Raw genomic sequence first — 14,566 nt, forward strand, 5'->3', positions numbered from 1 at the left:
TAATGAAAATTCTTTTAGTAAGCACTAGTTCTGGCTCTCGCGGTGGTGGAGAATTATGGTTAAAATATCTAGGTATAGGATTAAAAAATCTTGGACATGAAGTTGGTCTTTGGGTATCGTCTGATCCTAACATGGATGAATTAGCAGCACAGTTTTCATCAATAGGTGAAGTAATTCGTTCTCCATATATCAATACTTACAAACATCGAGGACGTTCACTTTCTACGCTTTTCAATTTTTCAACCTCAAAATCTCTTAAAACAGTTTGGGAAAATTGGCAACCTGATATTCTGCATATTAATAAGCAAAATTTAGAAGACGGTTTAGATATTTTACGTGCTGCTGATGGTTGTTCTTTTCCCAGTGTGTGCATGATTCATATTACCCAGTCTGCACAGACTTTGAAAGCTGCGATGCCACAATTAAGAGATTGGGTGGCTCGTTTTGCTTTACAAAATTATAGTGGACAATTAGTCACTGCGCCCCAAACACGAGCAGATTCTTTAAAAGAATTTTTACAAAGAGATCGCTCAGTTAAAGTTATTCTTAATGCAGCACCATCAATCAATCAAAATTTAATTCCTCAATGGCGTACACAAAAACGTATAGAATTAAATATTAATGATGATGAAATTTTATTTGTTAGTGTTGGTAGAATGGTAGCTCAGAAAAATCCTATGTACTTTCTCAAGGTAGCATCTGAGATTAAGCATAAACTACCATCAGCACAATTTTTATGGATAGGAGATGGTAATCTTAGTAATGAATGGGATAAATATGTTCAAGAAAATTCCCTCGATATCTTTATTAAAAGATTGCCTTGGCAGCATGAAGTAATACCTTGGTTAGCAGCATCCGATATTTATTTACATTTGGCAGAATTTGAAGGAATGCCATTTTCTGTTCTAGAAGCTCTTTCCGTAGGACTACCTTGCATTTTATCACCAAAATTGCTCGATGATATTCCCCCATTTCAAGCTGAAGGGATTATTTGTTTTGACGATACTTATGAATGGATTAATAAAATTAAATCTCAGGACAATAGAAATCAGTTAAGTAAATTAGCAACCCACCTTTTTAACAACTCATTTAGTTTACAAAGATTAGCTAAAGAGTACATCGAAGTTTATCAACAAGTTTTACAAACAAAATATCGTTTAATTAATAAAAAATTAAATCATTTATCTAATTCCTAAATAATGAACATCTCCCCCCAACATCCACAACCAAATCCACCCAACTTTAAAAACCGTATTGCTAAAGCAACAGAGATAGGAACATTTGCCATGATCTGTGGCTTAATTGTCGCATTTACAAGCATTAACATAAATATGAATCCTGCCTTTATGGCGAATCAAGTCGCCATTATCGTGGCAATAGCAATAGCTATCAGTATTTTCTGTGATAGTAGAAAAGGCTGGAAAAACTTATTTAGAGCCGATATTGTTTGTATATTATCTCTGTACTTTTTAACTTTAATAGAATTTTTATATCCCCAAACAACATTTGATCAAATGTTAAATTCTGAGCAAACTCTTCAGTCACTAGAAGTTTTATTAATGGGATTTGCAGGTTTAGCTATTGGTCGTCATATCAACTTTTTTAAACGTGCACCATCTGGATGGTTAGATTTTAATAATATTCCTGATAAAACACTATTTAGAATATTTTTATTATCTACTTTCCTTGCATATTTTTATATATTTATGTCAGTAGATTTCAATCCATTCAGAGTATTAGAAGCTTTCCTAGGTCCTCGTTTTGCTGTTCCTTGGGGAAGAGAAAGCTTAGGAGATTGGCGAGTATTTTTATCTGAATGGAAGATATTGACTTATGTGATACCTCCCTTAGCAGGTATTATTTGGAATCGTCGTCGTTCTTTTTCCAGTTGGCAAATATTTATAGTTATTTTTATATTTGCTTTCACACTATTTGAAGGATTTTCAGGAGGAACAAGAAACGTTTTTGCTTCTTATTTAGCTACATTCTTAGGCGGCTATTTATTAACTTTACAACGTCCTAATTTATTCAATGTTAGTATTCCTATTGGTATTATGGGTTATGCAATGGTATTTGCTACCCGTCATATGTTGGGATTTAGAGAAATGGGAATAATAAATTATTTAGCCACAGCAGCCTACTCAACTCAAAAAGTACAGGAAACTCTATCAGTTGACTATAATCTTTATAGTATGGGTTTATTAATAGATGCTTTTCCTAGTAAACATGATTTTATCGGACTAGAACTATTATTTGTGTTTTTAACTAAACCTATTCCTAGAGTGTTATGGCCTGATAAACCCGTAGGTTTAAGCGTATCTATTGAAGAAGTTGTAGGTGCTAATGGTTGGACTGTTTCGGCTACTTATCTGGGTGAATGCTATATGATGGGTGGAATTTTAGCAGTGATAATAATATCCTTATGTTTAGGAATGTTAGCTAATTGGTGGTCTCGCACAGCGGCTTTTCACACTACAGGTTATGGTATAGTCGTTAATGCTTTAGGCTTTTTTACAGCCGCAGTTTCTATGCGAAGTCTGATTGTTTTTACAACTTCGATGTTACCAATTGTCGGGTTAATCTTCTTTGCTAAACAATTTCCTAGATTCTTGGGTATTAAGAAGAGAATATCCTACAATTATCCGCCTAACTAAACTCTTGATATATGAAAGTTTTACACATAATTCCCTCTATTAGCCCTAAATTGGGAGGTCCAACTCAGGTAGTATTAAATTTAGTCAAGGCTTTAAGAATAGAAGGAATTGATGTCGAAATTGCCACTACTAATGATGATGATGGTAATTTATTAGATGTTCCATTATGCCAATGTGTAGAATATCAAGAAGTTCCAGTTTGGTTTTTTCCTCGTAATGCCCAAATTAAAGCATTTTTACCTTCATTTACCTTTACACAATGGCTATGGCAAAATATCAAAAATTATGACATTTTAGATAACCACTATTTATTCTCCTATCTGCCTAGTTGTGCTGCGGTTATTGCTCAATGGCAAAAAATACCATATACAATCAGAACTATGGGACAATTAGCACCTTGGGCATTAGCACAAAGTCAGTTAAAAAAACAAGTTTATACTTCTTTAATAGAGAGACGAAATTTAAATAAATCAGCCGCTATTCATTGTACTTCCATTGGAGAAATGGAAGATGTAATCAATTTTGAAGTAAAAACCCCTAAAATAGTTTTACCATTGGGTGTTATTCCTCCCGTATTTATTCATGATGCTAAACAACAATTGAGGAATAAATATGGTATTTCTCCTAACATTCCTATTATTCTTTTTCTCTCTCGTCTTCACTACAAAAAACGTCCTGAACTTTTAATTGAAGCATTAGGTAATTTATTAAAAAATAACTGCAATTTTCATCTGATTATTGCTGGTTCTGGTGAAGATATATATGTTAATTCTTTACAAGAACAGGTGAAATCTCTGAATCTAGCAAATAAAACTTCATTTGTTGGTTTTGTTAGTGGATATGAAAAGGATTTACTATTGCAAGGTGCAAATTTATTTGTATTACCTACTTATTCAGAAAACTTTGGTATTGCTTTAGCAGAAGCGATGGTTTCGGGTTTACCGATTATCACAACGCCCGGTGTACAAATTGCTCCAGAAATAGCCCAAGCTGAGGCTGGCATCATTATAGATGGAGAAATAGCATCTTTAACACAAGCGATCGCTCATCTTTTAAATACTCCTCAATTGCGGCAACAAATGGGTGAAAATGGTCGTCAATTTGCATTACAACAATATTCATGGACAAATATCGCCAAACAGTTAGCCACAGCTTACCAAACAATTATTAACCAATAACATCTGTTAAATTCTATGATGCTAATCTGATCCGTGTGAGCGAATTTATATTTTTTGTGTATGCTTTTTGGAAGACAGTCCAAATAAACCGAACTTCCCTCCCCATTGTATTATATGCGTTTAAATAATTATACTCTCAGCAACTATACCCCCGGTGCGCCATACCCTCAACAATTTTTATGGTACTTCATTGGCTCACCTTTAGTAGAAAGTTATTGGCTACCTATATCATCTATCAAAGTTTGGATACTGAGGCTTTTCGGCGCTACCATCGGTAATGGTGTACGGATAAAAACTGGAGTCAGAATCAAGTTTCCCTGGCGCTTGATTATTGGTGATTATGTTTGGATTGGAGAAGATACCTGGATTGATAACCTAGCTCCTGTAGTCATCGAAAATCATGTTTGTGTATCCCAAGGAGTTTATCTCTGTACGGGTAATCATGATTGGAATCACCCCAATTTTCAACTGATTCCTGCCTCTATTCATATTCAAGAAAGTAGTTGGATAGCAGCTAAATCAGTCATCGGACCGGGAGTCACCATTGGTAGAGGAGCAGTTTTAACATTAGGTAGTGTTACAGGCAGATCCTTAGAAGCCAATATAATCTACTCAGGCAACCCTGCTCAACCAATCAAAAAAAGGGCGGAATTGGAAGATGTTATTTCTCGCACTGCCAAAAATGAATAGTTACAAAAATTATTATCTAGTAAATAAAAATAGATTAGTAATATATGCAGACAACTGATACATCAGAGTGTAAAATATAATTGTGTTATAGGTGTCAAAAATCCAATAGGAAAAGCAGCTATTTATAGTTCAATTGTAAAACATGATACGCAATAAATACTCTATGTACTGATAATTAGCAGACTATAGAGCATTTGCTTCATGACAGAATAAATTTAAATAGTTCCCTTTAAATTTTCATCTAAACATCTTAGTTTTGAGTTTTTGTACTAGTCCATTTTTAATTGTCTAACCAATAACCGTAATTTTTTACAACAGTTAAAAACGTTTATATATCCTTACATTACTATTTACCCAATAGAAATCAATGCTCGATAAGCAAATTGCAAACCACACAAATCCTAATAGTAACATCATTCCTAGCTCTAGATTTTTTCCGCATTCCACATTGTCCGAGTTTCCAGAAGAGGGTAGTGATTGGAATTTAAGACAATTTCTTAGTCTTTTACAGCGCCGGGCAATTATCATTACAGGCGTTGTTACCGTTGCTATGGCTGGTGTTACTTATTCAACACTAAAACAGGAAAATATATATCAAGGCAACTTTCAAATATTAGTTGAACCTGTTAATAATGACAACGATCTAGGAAAAATAAACATCGGAGACACTAATATATCTAGAGCAAATGGATTAGATTATGAAAGTCAAATCCAAGTTCTCAAAAGCCCAGAATTGTTGCAACCAGTTGTAAAAAAGTTGCAAGAATCCTATCCTGACATTACTTATACTTCCTTATTGGAAGGCTTAACCATTCGTCGTTTTGGAGCAGCAAAAGTAATTGAAGTTAGCTATAAAAGTAATGACACCCAAAAAATCCAATTTGTATTAGATGCCATTTCTAAATTCTATTTAAACTACAGCCTAGACAAGCGGCAAACCAAGCTGCGTCAAGGAGTTCAATTTGTGGATAAACAACTACCTGAGATCCAAAAACGGGTAACGTACTTCCAAAAGGAAATGCAAATATTTCGGCAAAGATACAATTTTATTGATCCAGAAAACCAATCTCAAGCAATTTCTCAAGAAATCCAATTTCTGACGCAACAACGACTAAGTATAAACCAACAGTTAGTCGCTGCGAGGGCTAATTATCTGAGTTTACAGGGAGAAGAAGGACAGTTAGCTGTAATTAATAGCGCCCCTCTATATCAGCAGTTAATTGTTCAGCAACGCCAATTAGATACCCAGATATCTGGAGAATTAACTCGATTTCAACCTGATAACCCAGTTATTCAAAGCTTACAAGAAAAAAGAGACAACCTCTTACCTATTATCAACAAAGAAGCCCAACGGGCTTTGAATATAAAAATAGCTGAAGCTGCTAGTCTAATCAGAAAAGCAGAAGTAGATAGTCAACAACTGATACAAGCAGAGCAACAACTGCAAAAAAAATTAGAACAACTACCAGTTTTATCAAGACAATACACTGACATCCAGCGGAGTTTACAAATAGCAAATGAGAGTTTGAATCGGTTTTTAGCCAACCGTGAACAACTGCAAATACAAGTAGCACAAACAGAATTACCTTGGGAATTAATCCAAGCACCTACTCAGCGAGAATACCCAATTTCACCAAATATTACTAGTAGTTTACTAATGGGACTTGTCGCTAGTTCTCTGTTAGGTATTGGTGCTGCCTTACTCATAGAAGAGATGGACAATACCTATCATACCATTGAGAGTCTTAAAGATAAGATCAGACTGCCTATATTAGGAACTCTTCCCTTTGATAAGACCGTATCTCATAATCCCTACTTAAATCCAGCCAACAAAGTCAGTAATGCAGAAATAGTGGCAACGGATATTCCCCAAGGCAGGGATCAATTGTCTCGTATCTTTCGTTCTCAGTCTTCCCAAAATAACTACTATGGTCAAGGAGCATTTTGGGAATCTTTACAAGTTTTATATAGTAATCTTCAACTACTCAATTCTGATCAACCTATTCGTTCTTTAATTATTTCCTCATCTGTTCCAGGAGATGGTAAAAGCACAGTATCATTTCATCTGGCAAAAATAGCCACAGCCATGGGAAAAAAGGTATTACTTGTAGATGCTGATCTCCGCCGTCCTCAGATTCACAGATTATCAGAATTAAATAATCTGTGGGGATTAAGTAATTTAATTTCTTCAAATATGGATGTGGAACAGGTAATGAAAGAAATGCCTAATATGAAGGATTTATCTGTAATTACTTCTGGTCCAATACCACCTGACCCGGCAAGATTGCTATCATCAGATAGAATGAGACAGATTATGGACTATTGCCATCAAAGTTTTGACTTAGTAATTTATGATGCGCCTCCTATGCTGGGATTAGTAGATGCTAGATTAATAGCACCTCATACTGATGGTGTAATGCTAGTTGTGAGAATGAATAAAACAGATAAATCAGCCTTAGCACAAGTTCAAGATAGCCTGAAAACATATCCCATCAATGTCTTGGGTATAGTTGTCAACGGTGATAAATCTCAAACTAATAGATATAATTCATACTACGGACAGTCCCATCAAGAACGAGTTCGTAATTCTTCGTTTACATAATCGGTATTGAATGCTATCCATCTAAATTAGATATAGATAGATAGCATTAACGGACGCTATTTGGTAAGTAAGTTTTGGGATATTCATCTAAGATGATCTTGGATGTATCCCAAGCCAAAGATTTCAAAAAGTTAATCACAGCCCTTCCCTTAGAGAAAAGCTGTGATTTGGATTTATTTTTTTCTAAATGGGCAGGAGGAGAATCGAACTCCTATGACCTCACGGCCGCCGCATTTTGAGTGCGGTGCGTCTACCAATTCCGCCACCCGCCCTTGGGTGTCACTTTTACAAGTATAACCTATTTTTTTATTTTGGCAATAGGGAATTAGATTTAATTTAGAAATTTTTTGGTAACTGGCTAACCAAGCTAGAATCAATATCCGCCAAGGTAGCACAGCCGCTGAGTGCCATTGCCAGTTTCAACTCGTCTTGTAACAAAGAGATGATGTGAGATAGTTACTAGTAGTCTGTCAATAAATAATTGACGGGTAAATAGATTTTTTTAATTTTTCTTCTTTCCTTCTTCCTTCGTGTTCTATCCCTACGGGACGCTGCGCGAACGCGTCTTCGTGGTTCATTCCTTTATCCGTCAAAATTTATTTGACAGACCACTAGTTTTATGGACAAATATCCAACTAACTAGCTTTGTATAGATTCTTGCACAGAATCTTAATTGACTCTAGCAAAATCTACCAATTACGCCATCCGCCTTGAGATGTAGTTTCACTTTTATGATTTTGCACCAATTTCTGATACTCTTGACTACCTGCCCAACGATCAATTTCTCGCGCCCTTAATACGGGGACAGGATGGCTTAATTGGGCTGTTCTGGCAGATTTTACCATTTCCCCCAATTCTGTTTTGCTAATGTCATCATAGGCACGAGCTTGGTCAACAAAGGCATCTAGATTCAGTTGGGGTGCTAAACTGGGAGAACCGCCAGCTAACTTCATCAATACTGACATGACAACTTTAGGGTTTTGGGTAGCTAACAAAGCGGCGCGATCGCAGGTAAACTCAGCACAGCGCACCCATTCTAATAATTGTGACTGGATAGCTTGAGCCAAAACAGCACCAACATTTGGCACAATGGCAGCGGCTAAAATCAATAAATTCACAGGTGTTAAATACACGCTATGATCACACTTGAGATGACCCAATTCATGGGCAATTACAGCCTGTATTTCTGCTGGTGTGAGGATATCAATCAAGGATGTATGGATAACAACAAAAGGCTGCTTACCTCGCATGGCAAAGGTATAAGCGTTAGGGGCTGGATGTTGACGCACATATAACTGAGGCGGATCTATATCGAGAATTTGACAAGCTTCTAATAATAACTTGTGTAAATGGGGGAGTTGTTTTTCTCCTACTAAAATACTAGAAGCGATATTTTCTACATAAAAAACCTGTTCGGCCATTGGACCGAGCAAATTCCGCACCATCATATCTAAACCGGGAATTTGTTTCAGAGTTTTGGTAGCTTCCAAGTCCAGAGGATGACGGAATGAGTCTGCTTTTAAACCAATGAGCGAGCTTTTGAGTAAAGACATAATATTTAAATTAATAGAAAATGTGAATCCTCATATTTCTAACATAACAAGGTTGGGTTCAAGATAGGAAACCCAACCTAGATCAATTTTGATTTCTACGTTTCTAACTTACCTGGGCTTCAGTAATACCTATTGGACAAGCTACGTTAGTACCACCTAAACCACAATAACCACCGGGGTTTTTAGCTAAATATTGCTGATGATATTCTTCAGCATAATAAAATTCTGGTGCATCTAAAATTTCTGTGGTAATTTTACCATAACCTGCACCGCTGAGGGCTGATTGATAAGCGTTCCGTGATGTTTCTGCTAGTTGTTTTTGTTCTTCAGAATAAACGTAAATTCCTGAACGGTACTGAGTACCAGCATCATTACCTTGACGCATTCCTTGGGTGGGGTTGTGGCTTTCCCAGAAAACTTTCAGCAGTTGGGAATAAGTAATTACTTTGGGGTTAAAGACAACTAACACCACTTCATTATGACCGGTCATACCGCTACATACTTCTTGATAACTGGGGTTGGGTGTGTAACCAGCCCCATAACCTACCGCAGTGGTATAAACTCCTTCTTGTTGCCAAAATTTGCGTTCTGCACCCCAAAAACAGCCTAAACCAAACATAGCGGTTTCTAAGCCTTCGGGAAAAGGTGCTTTGAGAGGGTTTTTGTTAACGTAATGATGTGCGGGGACTCGCATTACTTCGTCCCGTCCTGGTAAGGCTTGCTCAGATGTAGGCATCCCTGACTTTTTACCAAATCCGAATATTCCCATTGTTTTTAATTTGTATTATGTATGATTGCGATTCTTCTTTATTATAAATAAAAAAATGTCAGAATCAGGATATCCAGGATTAGAGGATTAACAGGATGTGATTTTGTCTGAATCAGGATGTCCAGGATTAAAGGATTAACAGGATGATCAAATATAAAATGGACGATTGTTAATAAAATTCTGTAAATCTTAAAATCATGTAGATAATAATTTTAACTATTTTCAAGTATTAAGTTATAATTAATTCAGAGTTAGAAGAGTAAAAATATCATGATTTTAGCTGTTAAAAATGCTCTTTCCACAATTGCACCCAAGTTAACTTATGATGTCTTGATTGAAAATCAAGAAGATGGCACGGTTAAAGCTACATTGTTAAGTTTACCAGAATGTCAAGGTTTAGGGAATACAGAAACGGAAGCAATAGAAGAATTAGATAAGATTTTGCAAGTTCGTTTAGGAAATGCTAAGATTGTCACTTTAGAAATTAAAACTCCTCAAATTGAAAATCCTTGGATGAAATTTGCAGGAATGTTGGAGGATGATCCTCTTTTTACTGAATCACTAGAAGATATAAAAAATGAAGGTAATGCTTGGGATGTACTAGAGGCATTAACAGGAACTATTGAAGCACCAAGTGATTGGTCAAGTCAACATGATTTTTATTTATATGGTACTCCTAAACATGACAATGAGATCAGAGAATGAATCAGGAAAGACTATTTTTAGATACAGTATTTATTCAGGCTTTACTAAACAAGAATGATCAATACCATACTCAAGCAAAAGCATTATTACCAAGGGTGAAAAGTGCCGTTGAAGTATGGGTAACAGAAGCCGTTTTGATAGAAGTCGGTAATGCTTTAAGTGCAGTAAACCGCACAGCATCAGTTCTGTTTATTAATCAGTGTTATCAAACAGAAAATATCAAAGTTGTCAGTGTAGATACACAACTTCTTATGCGTGCGCTGGAACTTTATCACAGTCGTCAAGATAAAGATTGGGGTTTAACAGATTGTATCTCATTTATTGTTATGAAAGATCAGGGATTAATTTATGCAGTAACGGCTGATATTCATTTTGTTCAAGCTGGTTTTGTGGCTTTATTAAGGAAGCCAGGGAATAATTAAATTGTCTGAATCAGGATGTTTTTTACCACTTATGGTTTTTTGTGAATGATAGGAAATATATTTTTTATCTGAATTAATATTCATGATCATTCAATATTTACAGAAAATCTACAAATAACAATCCTGTACATCCTAACATCCTGGTTATCCTGATTCTGACGATCACAATAAAAATCTAAAAATTACTCACTTAATAACTGAATTAATCCATCTTTACTTTTCTTACTAAAACCTGCAATACCACGCTTTTTAGCCATATTTTTTAATTCTGTGACAGTTAATGTTTTCAGAAGTACCAGATCTTTAATAACTTCCGGTAGTGGTTCAGGTGTGACATAAAAAACTTGCTTTAAATCCTTTAACTTTGCTTTGGTAATACCACATTTTAAAGTCGTAATTGGATCTAAATTCTTCCAATATTTACGCGGTGCTTCATCAATTCTATTTGTAGCAACTGCTAATTTTACACCTTTTAAACTGCTACCAGGTTTTTCAATTAAATATTCTAATGCTGCTTTAATTTCATCTCTTGTAGCGTGAGATAAATTTATTTTTGGTGTTATTTCACCTGTAAGAATTTTAGTTAGTTTAGCGGTATCTTGACTATCATCAGCAATAATACACCAAATTCTCTCTAAACCAGCTTCTTCTGCAACTGCATAAATAAAGGAATTAGCAATTACTTGATATTCGTCTTCTCCTGTTTCTTTAACTATCACAGGTATCCAGTTACGTCCACCTAATTCATTTAAGGCTTTTGCAGTGGACTTGATTAAAAAATCCGGTGTATCTATACTTTCGCTAGGAGTGATTTCTTTCATGTACAGATACATTAAATTTCCAACATCATCTATTTTCATTGTAAAAAATACTCCTGTGCTAACTTTAAATAATATTCACGAGCAATCTTATATTGATAAACTGCTGGTATTCGGGAAAAAGCAGCGTTAGATATATGAGCATGACTTGGTACTTCAAATATACGTCCAGGTGTAACATCTGTTGTAGGCTTTTCCATGCGCGGGTAGAAATAAGGACTTAAATCAAAAGGTTTATCGGGATTTTTTTCAGATTCTTTTATAATATTATTAATTGCAGCATAAGCAGTTTTTTGTTGAGCTTCAGGGATATTTTCTCCATTCCAAAATATAGGTAGTGCAATAGGAGATCCATCTTTTTTAAACTCCTGTATTTCTCGTATATATCTTTTTATAGTTATAGCTGCATTTTCTAAAGAAAAAATATTATTAGGTTTGGTGGGAATTAGTACAACCTCAGATGCAAATACAGCACTTTGACTAAAAAAACGCCAATTAGGAGGGGAGTCAATCAGGATGTAATCATAATAAAATTTTACTCTGTCTAAAACCTGACGTAATCTAATTACTTTGAGGACTTGTTTAAGTTGGACTTCACTTATGTCATATAGTCCTTCATCACAGGGTATAACATCAAAACTGAATGTTTTAGCTGGGCTTCTAAAATTGACAGCATAACTAATTATTACATCCTTGATAGAAATAGTTCCTGTTTTATCTTCTAAAAGTTTGGATAATGCTTCTTTCTTATGCTTGAAATTAAAAGTGTTAGTCAAATCCCTTTGATTGGGGTCAAAGTCAACCACCAAAACTTTTTTACCTTCTAGAGTTAATGCAGCAGCAAGATTAACTGTAGTTGTTGTTTTCCCTACACCACCTTTACTATTGTAAATTGCCACTGTTAATGCTTTTAGTGTATTATCTATTTTCTGCTTAATTTTTTTAGCAATATCACACACATTATCAGGAGTTATTTGTAAACATAATGTGGCAGGATGAATAACTTTACCGTGTTTTCTAAATAGCTGTATATGAGAACCATTACAAATAATTCCCCACTGGACAGTTTTACAATTTGGAGAAAGTAAGTAACCATTAAGTTGATCAACAGTCTCTTTATATTGTGGTGTACCTTCTGTAAGATTACAATTTCTTTTTTTAATCTCAACTAGGATATGGGGATTAGATGGGTTTTTCAAAAAAGTTTCACTATTATCTTTATTGTGGCGTAAAGCATAATCTACAGTATTACAACTTTTACCTTTTCCAGTTCCAGTTTTGTATTGTGGATAAATTTCTGTTGTCATAAAACCCAATGCTTCAAAAAAAGGAAGCATTAACACATTACCGACAATCTGTTCTATTGCATCATCAGGAAGATTAATTAATGCTTGTTTAAGTGCTTGTTCATTCATGATTTAAAGTCTGAGATAGAATTTTTTAGATTAGAAAATGTTTTGATACAACCAATACCCAACACACTTATTTGTTAAATGCTTTGATAAAAGTAACTATACATAGATAGAATTAATGTAAACTTAGACCGATTACTTTAATACTTTTACCCTGATTGCTTTTATTTACATAATTGTACTTAGTGTTGCCAGTATATTAACTTTAACACTAAACGAGTTACTGATTCAACAAAACACGCTATTTGCCATAGAAATATAACGTAGTTTTTACAATATGTCATAAAAATAACTTATGACTATTAAATAACGGATATAAACTGAGTATGCTCCCCTACTTCGCAGTAATTTTTAATCTTGTGAGAAAATGGTACTGATATTGAACCATATCTATCAACAGTAAGGGTTTAGCATTGCTAAACCCCTACGCATGGACAGAATTTATTCTTTGCCCAAAATCCCCCCATCCGGTAAACTCAGAAATACTGCGTTAATCCCTAATCATGTCCGACTCCCAAGTAAGTGCTGCTGTTGCGAAACTCTACGATACCTATCCATTCCCCCCCGAACCCATCCTCGACGAACCACCACCAGGTTACAATTGGCGTTGGAATTGGTTAGCTGCATACAACTTCTGCACAGCTAGAAAACCCCAAAAGCAAGATATCCGCATCTTAGATGCTGGTTGTGGTTCAGGAGTCGGCACAGAATATTTAGTACATCTCAACCCCCAAGCGCAGGTAGTGGGAATAGATTTAAGTGCTGGTACATTGGAAGTCGCAAAAAAACGCTGTCAAAGTTCTGGCGCTGACCGTGTAGAATTTCATCACCTGAGTATTTATGATGTGGAACAGATACCAGGCGAATTTGACTTAATTAATTGCGTCGGTGTGCTTCATCATTTACCAGATCCCATTCGGGGTATTGAAGCATTAGCGAAAAAACTCGCCCCCGGTGGATTCATGCACATTTTTGTGTATGGGGAATTGGGACGCTGGGAAATACAACTCATGCAAAAAGCGATCGCTCTCCTCCAAGGTAACAAAAAAGGCGACTACCGCGATGGTGTCCAAGTCGGTAGAAAAATATTTGCTTCTTTACCAGAAAACAACCGCATTGTCAAGCGAGAAAAAGAAAGATGGGCAATGGAAAATCAGCGAGATGAATGTTTTGCCGATATGTACGTGCATCCCCAGGAAACTGATTACAACATTGATACATTATTTGAATTAATAGACGCTTCGGGTTTAGACTTCGTGGGTTTTTCCAATCCCGGATTTTGGCAACTGGAAAACCTTCTAGAAAAAGCACCGGAGTTAATTGAACGAGCCAAAGCATTAAGTGAAAGAGAACGTTACCGTCTTGTAGAATTACTGAATCCAGAAGTAACCCATTACGAATTTTTCCTCAGTCGTCCCCCCCTAGCCAAAACCGATTGGTCAGCAGATAACACATTATTAGCAGCAATTCCCGAACTTAACCCTTGTATAGATGGGTTTCCCAGTCAATGTTTATTTAATTATGATTACCAAATCATTAACTTATCAACAGCCGAATTTGAGTTTATGCAAAAATGTCATGGTTCTGCCACCGTGGCTGAAATTTTAGCCCAAGTTGAGCTAGACTTACACGGAGTAAGACATCTCCTCAAACAACAGCTACTCTTACTAACCCCCGCTGCATAAAAAATCAGTAACAAGGTAATTCCCATCCAACTGACAACTGACCAAAAATAAGTTAATTGTTTTTTCCTAAAGTATTGT

13 protein-coding genes and 1 tRNA gene are annotated in these 14,566 nt (G+C 35.6%); 8 read left to right on the top strand and 6 right to left on the bottom strand.

Annotated features, from left to right (window positions below; all coding sequences use genetic code 11):
- Positions 1 to 2: 2 nt before the first annotated feature.
- The 5 genes from FJR11_RS02160 to FJR11_RS02180 all read left to right on the top strand — a co-directional run bounded on the left by FJR11_RS02160 (position 3) and on the right by FJR11_RS02180 (position 7,124).
- Complete coding sequence (locus FJR11_RS02160; RefSeq protein ID WP_168502081.1) at positions 3 to 1,196, top strand: glycosyltransferase family 4 protein; 1,194 nt, start codon at positions 3 to 5, stop codon at positions 1,194 to 1,196.
- A 3-nt stretch (positions 1,197 to 1,199) separates the two neighbouring features.
- Positions 1,200 to 2,654: a hypothetical protein gene (locus tag FJR11_RS02165; protein WP_168502082.1), complete on the top strand. Its 1,455-nt coding sequence runs from the start codon at positions 1,200 to 1,202 to the stop codon at positions 2,652 to 2,654.
- Between the two features lie 11 nt (positions 2,655 to 2,665).
- On the top strand, positions 2,666 to 3,832 hold the full coding sequence (locus FJR11_RS02170; RefSeq protein ID WP_168502083.1) for a glycosyltransferase: 1,167 nt from the start codon (positions 2,666 to 2,668) through the stop codon (positions 3,830 to 3,832).
- A 114-nt stretch (positions 3,833 to 3,946) separates the two neighbouring features.
- On the top strand, positions 3,947 to 4,522 hold the full coding sequence (locus tag FJR11_RS02175; protein ID WP_168502084.1) for a WcaF family extracellular polysaccharide biosynthesis acetyltransferase: 576 nt from the start codon (positions 3,947 to 3,949) through the stop codon (positions 4,520 to 4,522).
- A gap of 367 nt (positions 4,523 to 4,889) precedes the next feature.
- A complete protein-coding gene (locus FJR11_RS02180; RefSeq protein ID WP_168502085.1) occupies positions 4,890 to 7,124 on the top strand; it encodes a polysaccharide biosynthesis tyrosine autokinase in 2,235 nt (744 codons plus the stop codon).
- Positions 7,125 to 7,312: 188 nt separating this feature from the next.
- Here FJR11_RS02180 and FJR11_RS02185 read toward each other — a convergent pair.
- From FJR11_RS02185 to msrA, 4 genes are all read right to left on the bottom strand, one after another.
- Positions 7,313 to 7,396 (bottom strand) — tRNA-Leu (locus FJR11_RS02185).
- 64 nt (positions 7,397 to 7,460) lie between these two features.
- On the bottom strand, positions 7,461 to 7,571 hold the full coding sequence (locus tag FJR11_RS23455; protein WP_371417436.1) for a hypothetical protein: 111 nt from the start codon (positions 7,569 to 7,571) through the stop codon (positions 7,461 to 7,463).
- A 242-nt stretch (positions 7,572 to 7,813) separates the two neighbouring features.
- Positions 7,814 to 8,677, bottom strand: a complete 864-nt coding sequence (locus FJR11_RS02190) for a M48 family metallopeptidase (RefSeq protein ID WP_168502086.1) — start codon at positions 8,675 to 8,677, stop codon at positions 7,814 to 7,816.
- A 103-nt stretch (positions 8,678 to 8,780) separates the two neighbouring features.
- Complete coding sequence (gene msrA, locus FJR11_RS02195; protein WP_168502087.1) at positions 8,781 to 9,446, bottom strand: peptide-methionine (S)-S-oxide reductase MsrA; 666 nt, start codon at positions 9,444 to 9,446, stop codon at positions 8,781 to 8,783.
- A gap of 270 nt (positions 9,447 to 9,716) precedes the next feature.
- Here msrA and FJR11_RS02200 point away from each other — a divergent pair, with 270 nt between their 5' ends.
- Together FJR11_RS02200 and FJR11_RS02205 are read left to right on the top strand one after the other, a co-directional pair.
- On the top strand, positions 9,717 to 10,151 hold the full coding sequence (locus tag FJR11_RS02200; RefSeq protein WP_168502088.1) for a hypothetical protein: 435 nt from the start codon (positions 9,717 to 9,719) through the stop codon (positions 10,149 to 10,151).
- Complete coding sequence (locus tag FJR11_RS02205; RefSeq protein WP_168502089.1) at positions 10,148 to 10,573, top strand: type II toxin-antitoxin system VapC family toxin; 426 nt, start codon at positions 10,148 to 10,150, stop codon at positions 10,571 to 10,573. Before FJR11_RS02200 ends, FJR11_RS02205 begins: the two co-directional genes overlap by 4 nt.
- 182 nt (positions 10,574 to 10,755) lie before the next feature.
- Here the strand turns inward: FJR11_RS02205 and FJR11_RS02210 are convergent, their stop codons facing one another.
- The gene (locus FJR11_RS02210; RefSeq protein WP_168502090.1) at positions 10,756 to 11,433 is read right to left on the bottom strand and encodes a Rho termination factor; all 678 of its coding nucleotides are present in this window, start codon (positions 11,431 to 11,433) and stop codon (positions 10,756 to 10,758) included.
- Positions 11,430 to 12,806, bottom strand: coding sequence for a ParA family protein (locus tag FJR11_RS02215; RefSeq protein ID WP_168502091.1), 1,377 nt, complete (start codon positions 12,804 to 12,806; stop codon positions 11,430 to 11,432). The genes FJR11_RS02210 and FJR11_RS02215 overlap by 4 nt, the downstream gene beginning before the upstream one ends.
- Positions 12,807 to 13,306: 500 nt before the next feature.
- On the opposite strand from FJR11_RS02215, the gene FJR11_RS02220 reads away from it, so the two are divergent.
- Positions 13,307 to 14,488, top strand: coding sequence for a bifunctional 2-polyprenyl-6-hydroxyphenol methylase/3-demethylubiquinol 3-O-methyltransferase UbiG (locus FJR11_RS02220; RefSeq protein ID WP_168502092.1), 1,182 nt, complete (start codon positions 13,307 to 13,309; stop codon positions 14,486 to 14,488).
- Positions 14,489 to 14,566 lie beyond the last annotated feature (78 nt).

Source organism: Anabaena sp. UHCC 0187 (assembly GCF_009712035.1).
Taxonomy (GTDB): Bacteria; Cyanobacteriota; Cyanobacteriia; order Cyanobacteriales; family Nostocaceae; genus Dolichospermum.

What these genes read in the sequence shown, in the direction of transcription:
- FJR11_RS02160 (WP_168502081.1), top strand. Translation starts at nt 3, where the DNA reads ATGAAAATTCTTTTAGTAAGCACTAGTTCTGGCTCTCGCGGTGGTGGA.
- FJR11_RS02165 (WP_168502082.1), top strand. Translation starts at nt 1,200, where the DNA reads ATGAACATCTCCCCCCAACATCCACAACCAAATCCACCCAACTTTAAA.
- FJR11_RS02170 (WP_168502083.1), top strand. Translation starts at nt 2,666, where the DNA reads ATGAAAGTTTTACACATAATTCCCTCTATTAGCCCTAAATTGGGAGGT.
- FJR11_RS02175 (WP_168502084.1), top strand. Translation starts at nt 3,947, where the DNA reads ATGCGTTTAAATAATTATACTCTCAGCAACTATACCCCCGGTGCGCCA.
- FJR11_RS02180 (WP_168502085.1), top strand. Translation starts at nt 4,890, where the DNA reads ATGCTCGATAAGCAAATTGCAAACCACACAAATCCTAATAGTAACATC.
- FJR11_RS02190 (WP_168502086.1), bottom strand. Translation starts at nt 8,677, where the DNA reads ATGTCTTTACTCAAAAGCTCGCTCATTGGTTTAAAAGCAGACTCATTC.
- msrA (WP_168502087.1), bottom strand. Translation starts at nt 9,446, where the DNA reads ATGGGAATATTCGGATTTGGTAAAAAGTCAGGGATGCCTACATCTGAG.
- FJR11_RS02200 (WP_168502088.1), top strand. Translation starts at nt 9,717, where the DNA reads ATGATTTTAGCTGTTAAAAATGCTCTTTCCACAATTGCACCCAAGTTA.
- FJR11_RS02205 (WP_168502089.1), top strand. Translation starts at nt 10,148, where the DNA reads ATGAATCAGGAAAGACTATTTTTAGATACAGTATTTATTCAGGCTTTA.
- FJR11_RS02210 (WP_168502090.1), bottom strand. Translation starts at nt 11,433, where the DNA reads ATGAAAATAGATGATGTTGGAAATTTAATGTATCTGTACATGAAAGAA.
- FJR11_RS02215 (WP_168502091.1), bottom strand. Translation starts at nt 12,806, where the DNA reads ATGAATGAACAAGCACTTAAACAAGCATTAATTAATCTTCCTGATGAT.
- FJR11_RS02220 (WP_168502092.1), top strand. Translation starts at nt 13,307, where the DNA reads ATGTCCGACTCCCAAGTAAGTGCTGCTGTTGCGAAACTCTACGATACC.